Here is an 18,616-nt window from a genome sequence, read left to right as displayed (position 1 = left end):
GCCTAACTGGCATGCGGTCCCTTGCGTGACCAAGATAAAAGCAGTGGCGAGAGGAGTCCATCCATGACTAATGTGGACAGTTTCGGTGCCAAAGGCGTACTTGATGTAGCCGGCACCGAATACGAGATTTTCCGGCTGAACTCGGTTGAAGGCGCGAAGAGCCTTCCGTTCAGCCTCAAGGTATTGCTGGAGAACCTCCTGCGCACCGAAGATGGTGCAAATATTACGGCCGACCACGTGCGGGCCCTGGCCGGTTGGGACCCCAACGCGGAGCCCGACACCGAAATCCAGTTCACCCCCGCGCGCGTCATCATGCAGGACTTCACCGGCGTACCCTGCATTGTTGACCTGGCGACCATGCGTGAAGCGGTCAAGGAACTGGGCGGGGACCCCACCAGGGTCAACCCCCTGGCCCCCGCCGAGATGGTCATTGACCACTCCGTGCAGATTGACGTTTTCGGCAACTCCGGCGCGATCGAGCGCAACATGGAGATTGAGTACCAGCGCAACGGGGAGCGTTACCAGTTCCTGCGCTGGGGCCAGGGCGCCTTTGAGGACTTCAAGGTCGTCCCCCCGGGAATGGGCATTGTCCACCAGGTCAACATCGAATACCTGGCCCGTACCGTCATGACCCGCGAGGTTGACGGCGTGCTGCGCGCCTACCCGGACACCCTCGTCGGCACCGACTCCCACACCACCATGGTCAACGGCCTGGGCGTGCTGGGCTGGGGCGTGGGCGGCATCGAAGCCGAGGCGGCCATGCTGGGCCAGCCCGTCTCCATGCTGATTCCCCGCGTTGTCGGCTTCAAGCTGACCGGCTCCATCCCGGCCGGCGCCACCGCCACCGACGTGGTGCTGACCATCACCGAGAAGCTGCGCAAACACGGCGTGGTGGGCAAGTTCGTCGAATTCTACGGTGAAGGCGTGGCCGCCGTGCCGCTGGCGAACCGTGCCACGATCGGCAACATGAGCCCCGAGTTCGGCTCCACGGCCGCGATCTTCCCGATCGACGACGTCACGCTGGACTACCTGCGCCTGACCGGCCGCTCGGACGAGCAGCTTGCCCTCGTGGAGGCATACGCCAAGGAGCAGGGCCTGTGGCACGACCCCTCCGTGGAGATCAAGTTCTCCGAGTACCTCGAACTGGACCTCTCCACCGTGGTGCCGTCCATCTCCGGACCGAAGCGCCCGCAGGACCGCATCGAGCTGAGCAACTCCAAGGCCCAGTTCCGCTCGGACCTGAAGAACTACGTCTCCGAGGACGGCTTTGCCGAAGGGAACTCCGTCGACGAGTCGCTGGAAGAGTCCTTCCCGGCCTCCGACGCCCCGTCCTTCACGCACCCGGACACGCACCAGCACGACATCATCCGCCAGGTGGTCTCCGCCGCAGCCGGTGCGGACGGCCGCCCGTCCGCACCGATCCACGTGAAGAACGAATCCGGCGTCGAGTTTGAGCTTGACCACGGTGCCGTCTCGATCGCCTCGATCACCTCCTGCACCAACACGTCCAACCCGTCCGTGATGCTGGCCGCCGCCGTACTGGCCCGCAACGCGGTCAACAAGGGCCTGGTCTCCAAGCCCTGGGTCAAGACCTCCGTGGCCCCCGGCTCCAAGGTTGTCACCGACTACTACGAGAAGTCCGGCCTCGTGCCCTACCTGGAGAAGCTCGGCTTCTACACCGTGGGCTACGGCTGCGCCACCTGCATCGGCAACTCCGGCCCGCTGGATTCCGAGATCTCCCAGGCGATCGCGGACAACGACCTCTCGGTCACGGCCGTTCTCTCGGGCAACCGCAACTTCGAGGGCCGCATCAACCCGGACGTGAAGATGAATTACCTGGCCTCCCCGCCGCTGGTCATCGCCTATGCACTGGCCGGTTCCATGGACTTCGACTTTGTCGCCGACGCCCTGGGCAAGGACGCCGACGGCAACGACGTGTTCCTCAAGGACATCTGGCCGAACCCGGTGGAGGTCCAGGAAGTCATGGACGCCTCGATCGACCGCGAGATGTTCACGAACTCCTACGCCACCATCTTCGACGGCGACGACCGCTGGAAGTCGCTGGAAACCCCCGAGGGCAACATCTTCGAATGGGACCCGAAGTCGACCTACGTGCGCAAGCCCCCGTACTTTGACGGCATGAAGGCGGAAGCCGAGCCGGTCAAGGACATCGCCGGTGCGCGCGTGCTGCTCAAGCTGGGCGACTCCGTCACCACCGACCACATCAGCCCCGCAGGGTCCTTCAAGTCGGACACCCCGGCCGGACAGTACCTGCTGGCCAACGGCGTGGAGCGCAAGGACTTCAACTCCTACGGCTCGCGCCGCGGCAACCACGAGGTCATGATCCGCGGCACGTTCGCGAACATCCGCATCCGCAACCAGCTGCTGGACAACGTCGAAGGCGGCTTCACCCGCGACTTCACCGTTGAGGGCGGCCCGCAGGCCTACGTCTACGACGCTTCCGTCAACTACCAGGCGGCCGGCACGCCGCTGGTGGTCCTGGCCGGCAAGGAGTACGGTTCGGGTTCATCCCGCGACTGGGCCGCCAAGGGCACCGCACTGCTGGGCGTCCAGGCCGTCATCGCCGAAAGCTACGAGCGCATCCACCGCTCCAACCTCATCGGCATGGGCGTGCTCCCGCTGCAGTACCCGGCGGGCCAGAACGCCGAGTCGCTGGGCCTGACCGGCACCGAGACGTTCTCCGTGGAGGGTGTGACCGGGCTGAACAACGGCACCACGCCCAAGACGCTGAAGGTCACGGCCACGGCCGGGGACGGCAAGTCCGTCAGCTTCGACGCCGTGCTGCGCATCGACACGCCAGGCGAGGCGGACTACTACCGCAACGGCGGCATCCTGCAGTACGTGCTGCGCCAGATCTCCGCGAACTAGCGCACCGTTCGTCCCACGCAGGGGCGGGCACCCGGACCCCGGGCGCCCGCCCCTGCGGCGTTAAGGCCGCCCGTGTCGGGCCGGGCGTTCATGACGCGATATTGTTAGACGTTGAGAGTTGACCCAGGGAGGTACCAGTGGGACTTTTGGAAACCATCACGCATCCGCGGGATCTGAGCAAGCTCAGCGACACCCAAATGGTGGCGCTGGCACAGGAAATCAGGGATTTCTTGATCAGCAACGTTTCCCAGACCGGCGGACACCTGGGCCCCAACCTGGGCGTGGTGGAACTCACCCTGGCCGTGCACCGCGTCTTTGACTCGCCCCGGGACTCCATCGTCTTTGACACCGGCCACCAGTCCTATGTGCACAAGCTGGTCACCGGACGGCAGGACTTTTCCACGCTCCGCCAGCAGGGCGGCATGTCCGGCTACCCCTCCCGCGCCGAGTCCGGGCACGACATCGTCGAATCCTCCCACGCCTCATCCTCCCTGTCCTGGGCCGACGGGATTTCCCGTGCCCGCAAGCTCAACGGCGAAGGCGACAGGTACGTCGTCGCTGTGGTCGGTGACGGCGCCCTGACCGGTGGCATGACTTGGGAGGCGCTGAACAACATCGCCGCGGACAAGGACCGCCGCGTCGTGATCGTGGTCAACGACAACGGCCGCTCCTATGCACCCACGGTGGGCGGGCTGGCCGACTACCTGGCCTCGCTGCGCCCCGCCATCGACCATGTGCGCACGCACCGCAAGTACGAGGCCGCCATGGACTGGGGCAAGCAGCGGCTGCAGGACGGCAATGCGGCCGGCAAGTTCCTGTACAAGGGGCTGCACGCCGCCAAGAAGGGCCTGAAGGACTGGTGGGCGCCGCAGGGCCTCTTTGACGACCTGGGGCTTAAATATGTGGGTCCCGTGGACGGCCACGATGAAAAGGCCATGGAGGCGGCCCTCACGGCGGCGAAGAACTACGGCGGGCCCGTCATCGTCCACGCGTTCACCGAAAAGGGCCGCGGCTATGCGCCCGCACGCGCCCACGAGGCAGACCAGTTCCATGCCGTGGGTGTCATCGACCCCCAGACCGGCGTGTCCGTGGGGACGCCGGCCGGAAAGTCGTGGACGGGCGTCTTTGGCGACGAGATTGCCGCCATCGCCGATGAACGGGAGGACATCGTCGCCATCACGGGCGCCATGCTGATTCCCGTCGGCCTGGCACAGATGGCGGACAAGCATCCGGCCCGCGTGATTGACGTCGGCATTGCCGAACAGCACGCCCTCACCATGGCGGCGGGCATGGCCTTTGGCGGGCTGCACCCCGTGGTTGCCATGTACGCCACGTTCCTCAACCGCGGCTTTGACCAGCTGCTCATGGACGTGGCGCTGCACAAGGCCGGCGTCACCGTGGTCCTGGACCGGGCCGGCGTGACCGGGCCCGACGGCGCCAGCCACCACGGCATGTGGGACCTGTCCATGCTGCAGATTGTGCCGGGCCTGCACCTGGCCGCGCCGCGGGATGCCGAGCGCCTGCGCGAGGAACTGCGGGAGGCCGTCGCCATCGTGGATGCCCCCACGGTGCTGCGCTATTCCAAGGGCAAGGTGGGTCCCGGGGTCAAGGCGGTTGAACGCCTCTCCGACGGCGTCGACGTGCTGTCCCGGACGGACCACGCCATGCCCGGCAGCGGGGACGACGACGACGACACGGACGTGCTCATTGTCAGCGTCGGCGCCATGAGTGAACTGGCCCTGGACGTTGCCGCCCGCATCAGCGCCCAGGGCATCACCTCCACCGTGGTGGACCCGCGCTGGGTATTGCCGGTCCCGCGCTCCATCCTCAGCCTGGCCTCGCGCCACCGCATCGTCATTGTCATTGAGGACGGCGTGCGCGCCGGCGGCGTGGGCTCGCGCATCCGCCAGGAACTCCGGGCAGCCGGTGTGGACACCGCCCTGAACGAGGTGGGCCTGCCCGTCGAGTTCCTGGACCACGGCACGCGCGCGGAGGTCCTGGAACGCATCGGCCTCACCGCCCAGCGCGTGGCCCAGGACGTTGTTGAGCAGGTGTTGGGCACCAAGGTGCCCTTCGCCCGCCCGCTGCCGGGCCAGCCGGCACCACGCACCGGACAGCTGCCCATCCTGTGACGGCCCTGCAGCCCGGCCCGCAGGCGGACATGCGCCCTGCCGCGGCACCGGCCCCGGGGGACCTCGTGGTGGCCCGCAACCGCAAATACGACGGCACCGCCCACTGGGTGGTGCCCGGGCGCTACCTGGGCAGCGACGTCCACGGCCACTGGATCTTCCAGGGCACGGGGGAGTTCATCTCCCGCCCCGGCGCCGCGCTCTACACGGGCTCCGACGCCGTCCTCCTCGTCCCGCACACGGGGGACTGGGTGGCGACGTTTTACGACGGCGCGCACCCCGACGGCGTCGAACTCTACATCGACCTGGCCTTCGACCTGTCCTGGGAGCGGATCCGGCCCGCCGTGGTGGAATTCCACATGGTGGACATGGACCTGGACGTGGTCCGCACCAGGGACCGCGGGCTGTTCCTGGACGACGAAGACGAATTCGCCGCACACCGCCTTGAGATGCATTACCCGGCCGAACTGTGCACCCGCATGGAATCGGCCGCGGCGGCCCTGATGGACGCCGTTGCGTCCCGCCGGGCGCCCTTCGACGGCCGCGACGCGGCCTGGTTCACCCTGGGAAGGACATTGCCATGAGCAGCACCGAGGACTTTGTGGAGGCTGCCGCCGACCCCAACATTGTGCGCCTGTACCGGAAGGACGACGGCGGCGCACTCGTTTTCCGTGAAGCCTGGGTTGACGAGGGGGTGACAGGGGAGGACGGTGCCTGGTTCGTCCTCAACCACGGCACCGTGGGGCACCAGAGCGCCACCAGGGAATCCGAAACGGCCACCGCGGAAGAGGCCTTCGGCATGCTTGCCGCGTTCAAGGAACAGTGCCTGGCCGACGGCTACGCGGAATTGGGCCGCGGGGAACAGTTCCTGGTGGTGGCCCAGTTTGCCCTCAAGAACGACCGCGTCACCGACCGGGACAGGTACCTGGAGGAAAAGGCCCGGGAGGCGCTCACCGCGCACCTGGCCTGGCGCGGCAGCGGCATCGTGGAAAAGACCGAGTTCACGGCCGGTCCGCACGGCACCGGCAAGCTGAACATCCACATCCTGGCCCCGGACGCCGCCCGCGCCGTGGCGAACATCAAGGTGTGCATCCGCGAGGAAAAGCTCGACTTCACCAAGCTGTCGATCGGCACGGCCCCCGCCAACGACCCCGGCGCCCTCAAGGCCAGGCATTCCCCGTCCGGCGGCACCGCGTTCACGCTCTGAGTCCATGGGCCGCCGCAGCATTCGCTAGGGTGGATCCATGACTGACTTCCGCCAAGTGGGCGCCTCCGGACTGACCGTTTCCACCGTGGGGCTCGGGTGCAACAACCTGGGCCGCAGCGGCACCGTGACCGAAACGCAGGAGGGGAGCAACGCCGTCGTCCATGCCGCACTGGACGCCGGCATCACCTTTTTTGACGTGGCGGACACCTATGGGAAGGTGCCCGGGCTGAGTGAGACGATCCTCGGCAAGGCGCTGGGCGCCGAACGGGAAAATGTCATCGTGGCCACGAAGTTCGGCATGGATGCCGCCGGGGCGAACGGCGTGGACTGGGGCCGGCGCGGCTCCAGGAAGTACATCATTGCCGCCGTGGAGGCGTCGCTGCGCCGGCTCGGCACCGACTTCATCGACCTGTACCAGTTCCACACCCCGGACCCGCACACGCCGATTGCGGAGACCCTCAGTGCCCTGGACCGGCTCGTCCAGGACGGGAAGGTGCGCTACATCGGCCACTCCAACATGGCCGGCTGGCAGGTGTCCGAGGCCGAGTTCACGGCCCGCCAGCTGGGCGGGAGCCGTTTCATCTCCAGCCAGAACCACTACAACCTGCTGGACCGCCGCGCCGAACTGGAGGTGGTCCCTGCCGCCGGGGCCTATGGGCTGGGCGTGCTGCCGTACTTCCCGCTGGCCAACGGACTGCTGACGGGCAAGTACAGCTCCGGGAAGGTGCCCGAGGGCAGCCGGCTCTCGCACACGCGCCAAAACATGGTGGCCGACGCCGACTACGGCCAGCTGAAGGCCTTTGGCGCGTTTGCCGCCGGGCGCGGGCTGACCGAGCTCGAGGTGGCCTTTTCCTGGCTGGCGGCGCAGCCTTCCGTGGCCAGTGTCATCGCGGGCGCCACGAAGCCGGAGCAAATCCGCCAAAACGCCGCGGCCGCCGCCTGGCGGCCCACGGCGGCCGACCTGGCTGAACTCGATGAAATCTTCCCGCGGACTCCGAAAGTCGCCCTGTTCTAGGCGGTGTCCCCCTCGGGGGCCGTGCGGCGCATGAGTGCTGCCAGGACGACGGCGCCCAAGGCCATGAGCGTGGCGGCCAGGAACGCCGCCCGCATCCCCGCGACGAGGTCGCCGTGGGCCGACACCAGCGCGTAGATGGAGACCAGCAGGGCGGTCCCGGCGGCACCGGCCACCTGCTGCAGCGTGCTCATGATGGCCGAGCCGTGTGAATACAGGGCCGGCGGCAGCGGGTTGAGCCCCGTTGTGAACGCCGGTGTGAACATGAGCGCCAGGCCCAGGTTGAGTGCCGTCTGGACCGTGATGATCCACCAGAGCGCCGTGTGGTTGTCCAGCTGCGAATACTGCCACAGGCACAGCACCATGAGCACGGCGCCGGATACCGTCAGGGGCAGGGGCCCGATTTTGTCGAACAAGCGCCCGATGAACGGTCCCGAAAGCCCCATGACAAGCCCGCCCGGCAGCAGGATCAGGCCGGTTGTCTGGGCATCGACGTGCAACACGGACTGCAGGTAGATGGGCAGGAGGAGGACACCGCCAAAGAGTGCCATCATCGCCACCACCATGAGCAGCGTGGAAATGGTGAACATGCGGAAGCGGAACGCGCGCAGGTCCAGCAGCGGTGCGCCGGAGCGCTGCAGGCGCAGCTGGCGTGCCACGAACAGGGCCAGGGCGGCCACACCGGCGGCGAGGGCGGCGATGGCCGGGACGTTGGGCCCGCTCCCCGGGGCGGCCGCCCCAATCTCGCTCAGGCCGTATACCAGGCCGCCGAAGGCGGGGACGCTCAGGGCGACCGATCCGGCGTCGAGCCGCTGGCGCCCGGTTTCGCCCACGTTGGTCAGGAACCTGGCACCGACGGCCATGGCAACCAGCGCCACCGGCAGCACAAAGATGAACATGAAGCGCCAGGAAAAATGCTCCAGGATGAAACCGGAGACCGTGGGACCCAGTGCGGGGGCCACCGAAATGGCGATGGTGACGTTGCCCATGACCATCCCGCGGCGGGCCACGGGCACCAGCGTCAGGATGGTGGTCATCAGCAGCGGGAGCATGATGGCGGTGCCGCAGGCCTGGATGACCCGGGCCAGCAGCAGGACGGGGAAGCCGGGGGCCGCCGCTGCCAGGGCCGTGCCGGCGCTGAAAAAGCCGATCGCCGTCAGGAAGGCCTGCCGGGTGGTGAGCCGTTCGAGGATGAAGCCAGTGGTGGGAATGACCACGGCCATGGTCAGCATGAAGCCGGTGGCCAGCCACTGGACCGTGCTCGAGCTGACGCCCAGGTCCGTCATGAGGCGCGGCAGGGCCACGTTCATGATGGTTTCGTTCAGGATGACGACGAACGTGGCGGCCAGCAGCGTGACGATGACGGTGACGGACTGGCGTGGCAGGCGGTCCGTGGGAGGGGCCACGGCACCGTTGAGTGTTTTGGGGGTGTCCCGGGACATGGCGGGCCTTCGACAACAGGAGTGGGGAGCGGGCAGGGTTCACATCCTAGTGCGTGGCGGTGCCGGCTGTCGAGGCCACGGCTCAGTCGTGCAGCAGCTTCTGGAACAAGGTGTGGTCCTGCCAGGAGCCGTCGATCATTATGTACTGTGGCGCCAGCCCAATTTCCTCGAAGCCGTTGCGCGCCAGGACCTTTTGCGAGCCGGCATTGTGCACCAGCGTCCCGGCCTGCAGCCGGTGCAGCCCCAGGCGGGTGGCAAAGCCAACGACAAACCCCACGGCGGCCGTCGCCAGGCCGCGCCCCTGGAAATCCTGGGCAATCCAATAGCCCACATGCCCGTTCTGGAACGCGCCGTGGACAATGTCGGTGAGGGAAATGCACCCCACCACCTCGGCGCCGTCGAACAGGGCCCAGAAAAAGTTCAGCCCGGCAGCCTGCCCGGCCATCGAGGCGGCCAGGCGCTCCCGCTGGCCCTCCGCCGTGTAAAAGGCGTCAGGCCGGCGGGGCTCCCACGGGTGCAGGTAGGCCCGGTTGCGGGTGTAGGCCCGTGCCAGCGCGGCGGCGTGCGACACCGCCAGGGGGCGGATGGAAACGGAACCTGCCAGCACATCGCTCATGCCTTCCAGCGTACGGGAGCCCGGCGCCCCGGCCCACCGCTATCCGCGCGTGGGCCGCTTCGGCAGCGTGAACGGCTCCGTGACCTGGTGGTAGTAGGGCGCAGCCGCCACCGTCATCCCGCCGTCGACCACCAGGGTCTGCCCGGTCATGTACGCGGACTTGTCGGAGAGCAGGAACTCCACGGCATTGGCCATGTCCGCAACCGTGCCCGGCCGGCCCAGCGGAATGGTCTCCAGCACCCGCTCCATGGGTGCCATGCCGGGCATGCCGTAAAAGAAGTCCAGGGAGTCGGACTGGATGAGTCCGCCGTTGACGCCGTTGACGTTGATGCCGTAGCCGGCAAACTCCACCGCCATGTACCGGATGAAGGACTCCACCGCCGCCTTGTACGGGCCCAGCGCGGCGTAGCTGGCGAAGCCGTGCGTGCTGCCGTAGCTGGTGATGGCCACGATCCGCCCGCCGTTGTCCATGAGTTTCACGGCTTCCTGGGCACCCAGCACAAAGGGGCGCAGGTTCATGGCGTAGGAGCGGTCCAGGTGGTGGAGCTTCAGGTCCACGATCTTCTTGAAGGCCGCGGCGGCGGCGTTGTTGACAAAGAAGTCCAGCCGGCCGTATTCGGCCGCCACGGCGGTGAACAGCTCCGCGATGCCCTGCGGGTCCTCAACGTCGGCCTTGACCGAGATGGCCCGGCCGCCCAGGCGCCTGGCCTCGGCCACGACGTCGTCGGCCAGGTCGGCGTTCTGGCGGTAGTTGACGACGACGGCCGCCCCCTCCGCGGCGAGCGTCAGCGCCAGGTGTCGGCCGATCCCGCGTGAGGAGCCGGTGATCACGGCAATCTTGCCGTCGTATTTTCCGTTCATGAACCAACCTCTTCCCTTGCTGCCGCCCGGTCAAGGAGGTCCTTCGCAATGACCGTCTTCTGGATCTCGTTGGTGCCTTCCTCGAAGCGCTGCGCCCGCGCATCCCGGTAGACCCGTTCAATGGGCTCGGACTTCCAATAGCCGAGCCCGCCGTGCACCTGCAGGGCCTTGTCCGTGACGCGGGTGAGCATGTCCACCGCGGTCAGCTTGGCCATCGAGGACAGGGCCGGGGCGTCGCCGGCGCCGGCTTCCCACTGGGCTGCGGCGTGCATGACCAGCGCCCTGGCGGCCTGGATGTCGGCCGCGTTTTCGGCCAGCATGAAGGCTATGGCCTGCCGGGAGGCTATGGGCTTGCCGAACGTGACGCGGCGCCGGGCATACGCCACGGCCAGTTCCTGTGCACGCTCGGCGAGCCCCACGCAGCTCATGGCCACGGAAATGCGGCTCGGGGTCAGGAAGCCGCCCAGCGCAATGGCCAGCCCGTCGCCTTCGCGCCCCAGCCGGTTGGCCACGGGCACGGGTGTGTCATGGAAGGACAGCCGGGCGTGGTCGGTGCCGCGCACGCCCATCGTGTTCGAGGTGTCCTCCACGACGGCGCCGGGGGAGTCCCGCGGCACCAGCAGCCCCACGGTCCCGTCCTTGCCGCTGCTGCCTTCCAGCCGGGCGAACAGCAGCCAGTAGTCGCAGTCCACCCCGAAGGTGATCAGGTGCTTGGCGCCGTTGAGCAGGTAGGTGTCCCCCTCCCGGCGCACGGTGGAGGTGATGTCCGCGCCGGTGCCGTTGCCCGGCTCGGTGAGCGTGAACGCCACCGTGATGTCACCTGCCACCGACGGCACCACGAAGCGCCGCCGCTGTTCCTCCGTGGCGTGCGGGTTCATGGAGCGCCACGTGCCGTTGACCACGTGGACAATCATCCGGATCGAGGCGTGCGAGCGTGAAAACACCTCCATCAGCCCCATCCACTGTGTGAAGGAAAGCCCCGCCCCGCCCAGTTCGCGGGGGGCTGCCAGCCCCAGGAAGCCGCGTTCCCGCAGCTCCGTGCGCAGTGTTGCCGGCACGGTGCCGGTGGACTCGATCACGCCGGCCCATTTCTCCCCGGGCCCCTCCACCCAGGCCGTCACCTGTGCGAGCAGCTGGGCGTAGCGTGCGGGGTCGACGGCGGTGCCCCGTCCGTCCAGGCCCTCCAACTGGTCAACGCTCATTGCTGTCCTTTCCTCGTCCTTCTCCATCGTGCGCCGCTGCCCCGCCGGACGGCGTGTGGGGCACGAGCCGGGCGGCACGTTCGCGCAGCATGAATTTTTGCACCTTGCCCACAACGTTGCGCGGGATGGCGTCCACGATCTCCAGCCGTTCGGGCCAGTAGTGCTTGCTGACGCCGTGGGCGTCCAGGAACTCCTGCATCCCGGCGAAGTCAAGGTCCGCGCCGGGGACCAGCGTGGCAAAGAGGCAGGCGCGCTCGCCCAGCCGGGGGTCGGGCATCGCCACGATGGCGGCCTCCCCGATGGCCGGGTGGGTGTGCAGCAACTGCTCGATCTCGTAGACCGGCAGCTTTTCCCCGCCGCGGTTGATGACATCCTTGACGCGCCCGGTGATGCGCAGGTAGCCGTCGTCGTCCAGGGTGGCGACGTCGCCGGTGCGGTACCAGTGGTCCGCGGTGAACGTTTCGGCGGCCAGCTCGGGCCGGTTCAGGTACCCGTCAAAAACGGTGTTGCCAAAGATTTCCAGGTTGCCGTCGGCCCCGGGAGGCAGCGGGCGGCCGTCGTCGTCGATGATGCGCAGCCGCACGCCGGGCAGGGCCCGGCCGTCGGTGCCCCACGCCTTGGCCGGCGGATCGTAGGGGGCCGACAGCGTGGCCAGGCCCGTCTCGGTGGTGCCGAACGCGCCGCAGACCGCCGCACCGAGGACCCGGGTGGCGCGCTCTGCGAGCGCACGGGGGACCGCGGCACCGGTCACCACGAAGGTGTGGAGCCGGGCGGGGGCGGGCGCCCCCTCTTCCACCGCCCGCACCAGGTCGGTCAGGAACGGGGTGGCCGCCTGGACGAAGCTGCCCTCCCAGTCGCGCAGGACGGCCAGGGCCCGTTCCGGATCCCACACGCTTTGGACAATTTGCGGGGCGCCGAGCACAAAGCCCAGCCACATCCCGTACAGGAATCCCGTCTGGTGGGCCAGCGGCGAGGGGATGAACACGGTGTCGGAACCGTCCAGCCCCAGCTGTGCCGCCTGCAGCGCGGCAGCACGGGAGAGCCTGCGGTGGGTGTGGAGCACGCCCTTGGGCGGTCCGGAGGTGCCGGAGGTCAGCAGCAGCTGGGCGTCGTCGTCGGGCCCGGGCGCCCGGGCGTCGATGGCCGCCCGGTCCACGGCCACGGAGGCCCGGGCCTGGTGCCAGGCCCGCCACTGCACCGGGCCGGGGCCGTCGGTGCCGGGCGGCATTTGCCGTGCCGTGCCCGGGGTGCCGTGGACGACGAACACGTGCTCGACCCTGATCCCCTCCAGGGCCGGATCGCGCCCGGCGGCCACCTCGTCCAGGAGGGCGGCGGTTTCATCCGAGTGCTGGCGCCCGCGGAAGTTGTCGGCCACGATCAGGACCCTGGCCTGGGACTGGCGCAGGGCGTACGCCATTTCGCGTTGGCGGAAGATCGGCATGATGGGGCAGACCACGGCGCCAATCCGCATGGCGGCGGCGGCAATGACCACAAACTGGCGCCAGTTGGGCAGCTGGACGGCAATCCGTTCCCCGTGCCCCACGCCGAGGGAGAGGAACACGGCTGCGGCACGGTCGACGTCGTCGTCCAGGGCCTGCCAGCTCAGGTGCGGGGTCGTGTCCCAGCGGGCGTCGACCACGGCCAGCGCGTGCGGCTTCTCCGCGGCCCACTTGCGGATCCAGTCGGAGGCCGTGAGCGTTCCGGCATCTTCGGCCCGGGCCAGCGAGTCGCTGACGGCGGCCTGCTCGGCCAGGGCGGCGGTGCGGCTTTCGCGCGCCGGCCCCGGTTCCACCTCCATGTCCAGCCCCAGGGTCTGCATGGCATCGAGGAACATGGGGTAGGAGATCCGGTAGGCGTTCGGGTAGGTCAGGAGGGAGCGGCCCTCCGCTGCGGTGGCGGCAATGGCCAGGGACATCAGCACCCGGTGGTCGTTGAAGGAGGACAGGTGGGCGCTGGCCAGCCGCGGCACCCCGCGCACCCGCAGGTCGGTGCCGTCAAAGGTGAGGTCCGCGCCCATGGAGTTCAGCTGCAGCATGGCCACCACCCGGTCGGATTCCTTCAGGCGCACATGCTCCACATGGTGGAACACGCTTTCACCGTCGGCCAGGGCGGCCATCACCGACAGGATGGGCAGCATGTCCGGCACGGTGCGGCAGTCCACCTCCACGGGCTTGAGCCGCACGCCGTTGTGGCGCACCCGCACACAGTCCTCCGCCGCGTCGTAGGCCATGGGCAGGCCCATGGCGGAGACGATGTCCAGGAGCTCGGATTCGGGGTGGTCGGTGCCGGAGGAGCTGGTCTGGCGCAGGCCCTTGAGCAGGATGTCGGCAGGGTGCAGGCCCGCCACGGCCAAACCGAAGGCGGCGGAGCCGATGTCCGGAGGCAGGACCAGGTCCACGGGGCGGGCCTGCTGGTTGGGCGGGATGCGGAAGCGCTGCCAGTCGGGGGCGACGTCCACCTGCAGGCCGAACTGGCGCATCATGCGCACGGTCAGCTCCACATAGGTGCGCTCGTTCAGGGGCCCGTCCACCACCACCGTGGTCTCGTCGACGGCGAACGGGGCGGCCAGGACCAGCCCCGAAACCCACTGGGAAAGCGTGCCGGCAATGTGCACCACGCCGCCGGTGGGCCGGCGGGCCTTGATGTGCAGCGGGGGGCAGTCCGTGGGCGAATGGGCCTCCACGCCCATCTGGCGCAGCCCGGCCAGGAGAGGGCCGACGGGCCGGTGGGCAAAGTATTTTTGGCCCGTGACCGTCACGTCGCGGTCGGCCAGGGCCGCCAGGCCGGCCAGGAAGTACAGGGTGGTGCCGGAGCTGCCGGCCGAGACCGTCCCGGTCCGGGCACGGTACGGCCCGCCGTGGACGATGAAGGTGTCCCCCTCCACCTCGATGCGCGTGCCCAGGGAGCGCAGGGCGGAGACGGTGTACTGCACGTGGCGGGCGTCGCTCAGGCCCTGGATCCGGCTGGTGCCGGGAGCCAGGGACGCGAGGATCAGCGCGCGGTGGGCGTGGTATTTCGAGTTGGGAACAAGCACTGTTCCCCGGACAAGGTCGGTAGTTCCAACGACTGATAAATGCACCATTCGCACCCGATTCCATTGACAAGGTCTCTGTGTCCGCCCTCACAGGGGCTTTGATGCCAGCCTACGCGATGACTGTGGGATTGGGCAGGAATCGGGTGCGGGTGTGCCGTCAGACGCTGACGGTCACCCAGTCGCCATCGATCGCGGCCGCGTAACGGGGCAGCGGTGCCTTGGCCGGGCCGGAAACCACCGTGCCGTCGGCGCCGTTGAACACGGAGCTGTGGCAGGGGCACTTGAAGTCCGTGCCGTCCGGTGCCACGGCGCAGCCGGCATGCGTGCAGACGTCGCTGTAGGCCAGCACCGTGGTGGCGTCAGGCCGGAAAAGGACCACGTTGACGCCGTTGGCCGTCCCCGCGGCCGTAGTGCCGACGGCGAGTTGCGAAAGCTGGCCCACGCGCACCGGCTTGCCCGTCTTGGGGATGGGCAGCGGCACCTTGCCCGCGGACGGGCCGGACGGTGCGGCGGGCACGCACCCAGCCAGGGCCAGGGCACAGGCCCCGCCGGTGACGGCCGTCGTGGCGCGCAGGACGTTGCGGCGGGTCGGTGAAACGGGCGAACCCGCAACGGGTGCGGGTTCGGCAGGTGCGGTTTCCACGGGGAGGGTCTGAAAGGTCATGGACCCATTGTCCCAGCCCGGCCCGGGCGTTTCCCCCACGGGGCCTGCCAGCAGGCTGGGTGCGGCCCCGCGCCCGACGCCGGCCGCGCATTCGGGTGCGCGGCCGGCGTCGTGCTGGCGGTGTTGGGTGCCGGGGTGGTTCAGGCGGCGTGGAAGGGCCGGCCGTTGACGCGTTGGGAGGCGCCGGTCCGGTCCAGGTACGGGGTGATGCCGCCCAGGTGCATGGGCCAGCCGGCGCCGAGGACCATGCACAGGTCGATGTCCTCCGGCCCGGCCACGACGCCTTCGGCGAGCATGAGCCCGATCTCCTCCGCCAGCGCGTCCTGGGTCCTGCGCAGCACCTCCTCCCCGGTGGAGGGCGTGTTGCCGAACGTGAGCAGCGCGAGGGTGTCGGCCGGGACGGACCGCGAGCCGTCCGCGGCCGTCTCCCACAGCCCCTTTTTGCCGGCGTCGATCAAAGCCTGCAGGTTGGCCGAGACGGCAATGCGGTCGCCAAACGCGGCGTGCATGGATTCGGTCACGTGCTGGGCCACCGGCAGCCCCACCATGGCGAGCAGCGTGAACGGTGTCATGGGAAGGCCCATCGGGCGCAGCGCGGTGTCGGCGGTGTGGGCCTCGGTGCCTTCGTCAAAGGCCCTGGAGACCTCGCCCATGAGCCGCAGCAGGACCCGGTTGACCACAAACGCGGGTGCGTCCTTGACCAGCACGGCCGTCTTGCGCAGCGCCTTGGCGGTGGCGAACGCGGTGGCGAGGACGGCGTCGTCGGTCTTGGGGGCGCGCACAATCTCCAGCAGCGGCATGAGCGCCACGGGGTTGAAGAAGTGGAAGCCCACCAGCCGTTCGGGGTGCTTCAAATCCGCGGCCATGGCGGTCACGGACAGCGAGGAGGTATTCGTGGCCAGGATGCACTCCGGGGAGACCACGGCCTCCACCTCGGCGAAGACCTGCTTTTTGATGTCCAGCTCTTCAAACACGGCCTCGATCACAAAGTCGGCGTCGGCGAAGGCATCCTTGGACACGGACCCGGTGACCAGTGCCTTGGTGCGGTTGGCGGCGTCCGGGCTGATCCTGCCCTTGGCGAGCAGCTTGTCCACCTCGCCGTGGACGTGGGCCACGCCGCGGTCCACGCGCTCCCGGTCGATGTCCGTCAGGACCACCGGGACCTTGAGCTGGCGGGCAAAGAGCAGGGCGAACTGGCCGGCCATGAGGCCCGCGCCCACCACGCCCACCTTGGTGACGGGCCGTGCCAGCGTGGCGTCGGGGGCTCCGGCGGGCCGCTTGCCGCGTTTTTGCACCAGGTCCAGGAACGCGTAGACGGTGTCCCTGAACTGGGGCGTGGTGATCAGCTCCGCCAGGGCGTCGTCCTCCGCGGCGAAGGATTCGGCCTTGGTGAAGTGCTTGCCCTTCTCGAGCAGTTCGATGACGCGGGCCGGGGCCGGTGCGGCGTTGGAGGTCCGTGCCTCCACCACCTCCCGGGCATGGGCGACGGCGGCATCCCAGGCCGCGCTGTCCTCCGCGCTGAGCGGTGCGGCGACGGCGTTGGGCCGGCTGACCGCCTCCGCGCCGGCCAGGACGCGGGCGGCCCAGTCCACCGACTGCTCCACGAAGTCGGCCGGTTCAAAGAGGGCATCGGCGAGGCCGAGCCGGAACGCTGCCGGTCCGCTGACGGTGCGGTTGTTGGCGAGGGGGTTCTCGATCATGACCTTCACCGCATTGGCGGGGCCGATCAGGCGGGGAAGCAGGTACACGCCGCCCCAGCCGGGCACCAGGCCCAGGAACGCCTCGGGCAGGCCCAGGGCGCCGGCGCCGGAGGACACCGTGCGGTAGGTGGCGTTCAGCGCGAGTTCCAGGCCGCCGCCCAGGGCCATGCCGTTGATGAACACAAAGCTGGGCACGCCCAGGTTGTTCAGCGTGGAATAGACGTCGTGGCCCAGCCGGGCCATGAGGCGGCCGGCGTCCCTGTCCTTGAGGCCCTTGACGGCGGAGAGGTCCGCGCCGGCGGCCAGGAAGAACGGCTTGCCCGTGACGGCGACGCCCGTTATTTCCCCGCGGGCGGCGCGGTCCCGCTGGGCCTCCAGCACGGTGCCCAGCTCCACGAGCGTGTTGGGCCCGAGCGTGGTGGGCCGGCGGTGGTCCAGGCCGTTGTCCAGGGTGATGAGGGCCAGCGTGCCGGCGCCGGGGGCCCCTCCCACGCCGGGCAGCGCGATGTCCTGGACGTAGGAGTGGGTGACCACCTCGTCGGGGAACAGTTCCGTGAGTTGCGTGAAGTCCCGGGCGCTCATGCGGCGCTCCCTTCGGTATTGGGGGCCACGGCCGCAGGGGTCCCCGGGCGGGCTTGCGAGGTTGGGGGGCGGTTGGGGGTGAAGTGCGGGTTTTCCCAAATCACGGTGGCGCCCATGCCCAGGCCGATGCACATGGTGGTCATGCCAAAGCGCACGGACGGGTCCTCGGCGAACTGGCGCGCCAGCTGGGTCATGAGCCTGACGCCGGAGGAGGCCAGGGGGTGGCCGACGGCGATGGCGCCGCCGTAGCGGTTGACGCGCGGGTCGTCGTCGGCGATCCCGAAGTGGTCCAGGAAGGAGAGCACCTGGACGGCGAAGGCCTCGTTGATTTCAATGAGGCCGATGTCATCGATCGTGAGCCCGGCCAGCTTCAACGCCTTTTCGGTGGCGGGGACGGGGCCGATCCCCATGACCGAGGGTTCGACGCCGGCGAAGGCGTACTGCACCAGGCGCATTTTGACCGGCAGGCCAAGCTCCTCCGCGGCCCCGGCAGAGGCCAGCAGTGCCACGGTGGCGCCGTCGTTCAGGCCGGCCGCATTGCCGGCCGTGACCCGGCCGTGGGCGCGGAAGGGGGTGCGCAGGGACGCAAGGTCCGCCAGGGTGGTGCCGGGGCGGGGCGGCTCGTCCACGGTGTTGACGGTCCAGCCGGCACCGGGCCGCAGGGTGGCGACGGGCACCAGGTCCGGCAGGATCCGGCCCCCGGCGCTGGCGGCAGCGAACTTTGCCTGGCTCGCCACGGCGTAGGCGTCCGCGCGGTCCTTCGTGATGGCGGGGAAGCGGTCCTGCAGGTTCTCGGCGGTGTTGCCCATGTTCAGCGCCGCCGGGTCCACGATCCGCTCGCTCAGGAAGCGCGGGTTGGGATCGGCTCCGGCCCCCATGGGGTGGTGGCCCATGTGCTCGACGCCGCCGGCCAGGACCACGTCATAGGAGCCGAAGCCGATGCCGGAGGCCGTGGTGGTGACGGCGGTCATGGCGCCGGCACACATCCGGTCGATGGCGAAGCCGGGGACGGAGTTGGGCAGGCCGGCCAGCAGGGCCGCGGTGCGCCCGATCGTCAGGCCCTGGTCGCCGGTCTGGGTGGTGGCGGCGATGGCCACCTCGTCGATGCGTTCCGGGGGAAGCTGCGGGTTGCGCCGCAGGAGGGCGCGGATGCACTTGACCACGAGGTCGTCGGCCCGCGTCCCGGCGTAAATGCCCTTGTCCCCGGCCCGTCCGAACGGGGTGCGGACGCCGTCGACGAAGACAACGTCCCTGACCTGCCGATTTTGGCTCACCTGT

Annotated in this window: 13 protein-coding genes; 5 read left to right on the top strand and 8 right to left on the bottom strand. The window is 69.1% G+C overall.

Going from position 1 to position 18,616, the window contains the following annotated elements; genetic code table 11:
- Nucleotides 1–63 precede the first annotated feature (63 nt).
- The 5 genes from G6035_RS04255 to G6035_RS04235 all read left to right on the top strand — a co-directional run bounded on the left by G6035_RS04255 (nucleotide 64) and on the right by G6035_RS04235 (nucleotide 7,240).
- The gene (locus G6035_RS04255) at nucleotides 64–2,889 is read left to right on the top strand and encodes an aconitate hydratase (RefSeq protein WP_176615823.1); all 2,826 of its coding nucleotides are present in this window, start codon (nucleotides 64–66) and stop codon (nucleotides 2,887–2,889) included.
- Nucleotides 2,890–3,026: 137 nt separating this feature from the next.
- A complete protein-coding gene (gene dxs / locus G6035_RS04250; protein ID WP_176615822.1) occupies nucleotides 3,027–5,021 on the top strand; it encodes a 1-deoxy-D-xylulose-5-phosphate synthase in 1,995 nt (664 codons plus the stop codon).
- 29 nt (nucleotides 5,022–5,050) lie between these two features.
- Nucleotides 5,051–5,602, top strand: coding sequence for a DUF402 domain-containing protein (locus tag G6035_RS04245; protein WP_176615851.1), 552 nt, complete (start codon nucleotides 5,051–5,053; stop codon nucleotides 5,600–5,602).
- The gene (locus tag G6035_RS04240) at nucleotides 5,599–6,225 is read left to right on the top strand and encodes a hypothetical protein (protein ID WP_176615821.1); all 627 of its coding nucleotides are present in this window, start codon (nucleotides 5,599–5,601) and stop codon (nucleotides 6,223–6,225) included. Before G6035_RS04245 ends, G6035_RS04240 begins: the two co-directional genes overlap by 4 nt.
- A gap of 37 nt (nucleotides 6,226–6,262) precedes the next feature.
- A complete protein-coding gene (locus G6035_RS04235; RefSeq protein ID WP_176615820.1) occupies nucleotides 6,263–7,240 on the top strand; it encodes an aldo/keto reductase in 978 nt (325 codons plus the stop codon).
- On the opposite strand, the gene G6035_RS04230 is transcribed toward G6035_RS04235, so the two are convergent.
- The 8 genes from G6035_RS04230 to G6035_RS04195 form a co-directional block, all read right to left on the bottom strand.
- A complete protein-coding gene (locus G6035_RS04230) occupies nucleotides 7,237–8,679 on the bottom strand; it encodes an MDR family MFS transporter (RefSeq protein ID WP_176615819.1) in 1,443 nt (480 codons plus the stop codon). The genes G6035_RS04235 and G6035_RS04230 overlap by 4 nt on opposite strands.
- A gap of 82 nt (nucleotides 8,680–8,761) precedes the next feature.
- A complete protein-coding gene (locus G6035_RS04225) occupies nucleotides 8,762–9,295 on the bottom strand; it encodes a GNAT family N-acetyltransferase (RefSeq protein ID WP_176615818.1) in 534 nt (177 codons plus the stop codon).
- Nucleotides 9,296–9,334: 39 nt separating this feature from the next.
- A complete protein-coding gene (locus G6035_RS04220) occupies nucleotides 9,335–10,156 on the bottom strand; it encodes an SDR family oxidoreductase (protein WP_176615817.1) in 822 nt (273 codons plus the stop codon).
- Entirely contained in the window at nucleotides 10,153–11,358 is a 1,206-nt protein-coding gene (locus G6035_RS04215) for an acyl-CoA dehydrogenase family protein (RefSeq protein WP_176615816.1), read from the bottom strand. Before G6035_RS04215 ends, G6035_RS04220 begins: the two co-directional genes overlap by 4 nt.
- Entirely contained in the window at nucleotides 11,348–14,440 is a 3,093-nt protein-coding gene (gene aroA, locus G6035_RS04210; RefSeq protein ID WP_176615815.1) for a 3-phosphoshikimate 1-carboxyvinyltransferase, read from the bottom strand. Before aroA ends, G6035_RS04215 begins: the two co-directional genes overlap by 11 nt.
- A 109-nt stretch (nucleotides 14,441–14,549) precedes the next feature.
- Nucleotides 14,550–15,056 carry a Rieske (2Fe-2S) protein gene (locus G6035_RS04205; protein WP_176615814.1) on the bottom strand — a complete coding sequence of 169 codons (507 nt, stop codon included), beginning with the start codon at nucleotides 15,054–15,056 and terminating at the stop codon, nucleotides 14,550–14,552.
- A 140-nt stretch (nucleotides 15,057–15,196) separates the two neighbouring features.
- On the bottom strand, nucleotides 15,197–17,338 hold the full coding sequence (locus G6035_RS04200) for a 3-hydroxyacyl-CoA dehydrogenase NAD-binding domain-containing protein (RefSeq protein WP_176615813.1): 2,142 nt from the start codon (nucleotides 17,336–17,338) through the stop codon (nucleotides 15,197–15,199).
- Nucleotides 17,335–18,612: a thiolase family protein gene (locus tag G6035_RS04195; RefSeq protein WP_176615812.1), complete on the bottom strand. Its 1,278-nt coding sequence runs from the start codon at nucleotides 18,610–18,612 to the stop codon at nucleotides 17,335–17,337. The genes G6035_RS04200 and G6035_RS04195 overlap by 4 nt, the downstream gene beginning before the upstream one ends.
- Between the last annotated feature and the right edge of the window lie 4 nt (nucleotides 18,613–18,616).

Source organism: Arthrobacter sp. SDTb3-6, assembly GCF_013376095.1.
In the GTDB taxonomy this organism is placed as follows: domain Bacteria; phylum Actinomycetota; class Actinomycetes; order Actinomycetales; family Micrococcaceae; genus Specibacter.
This window is presented reverse-complemented; position numbering and strand designations above follow the sequence as displayed.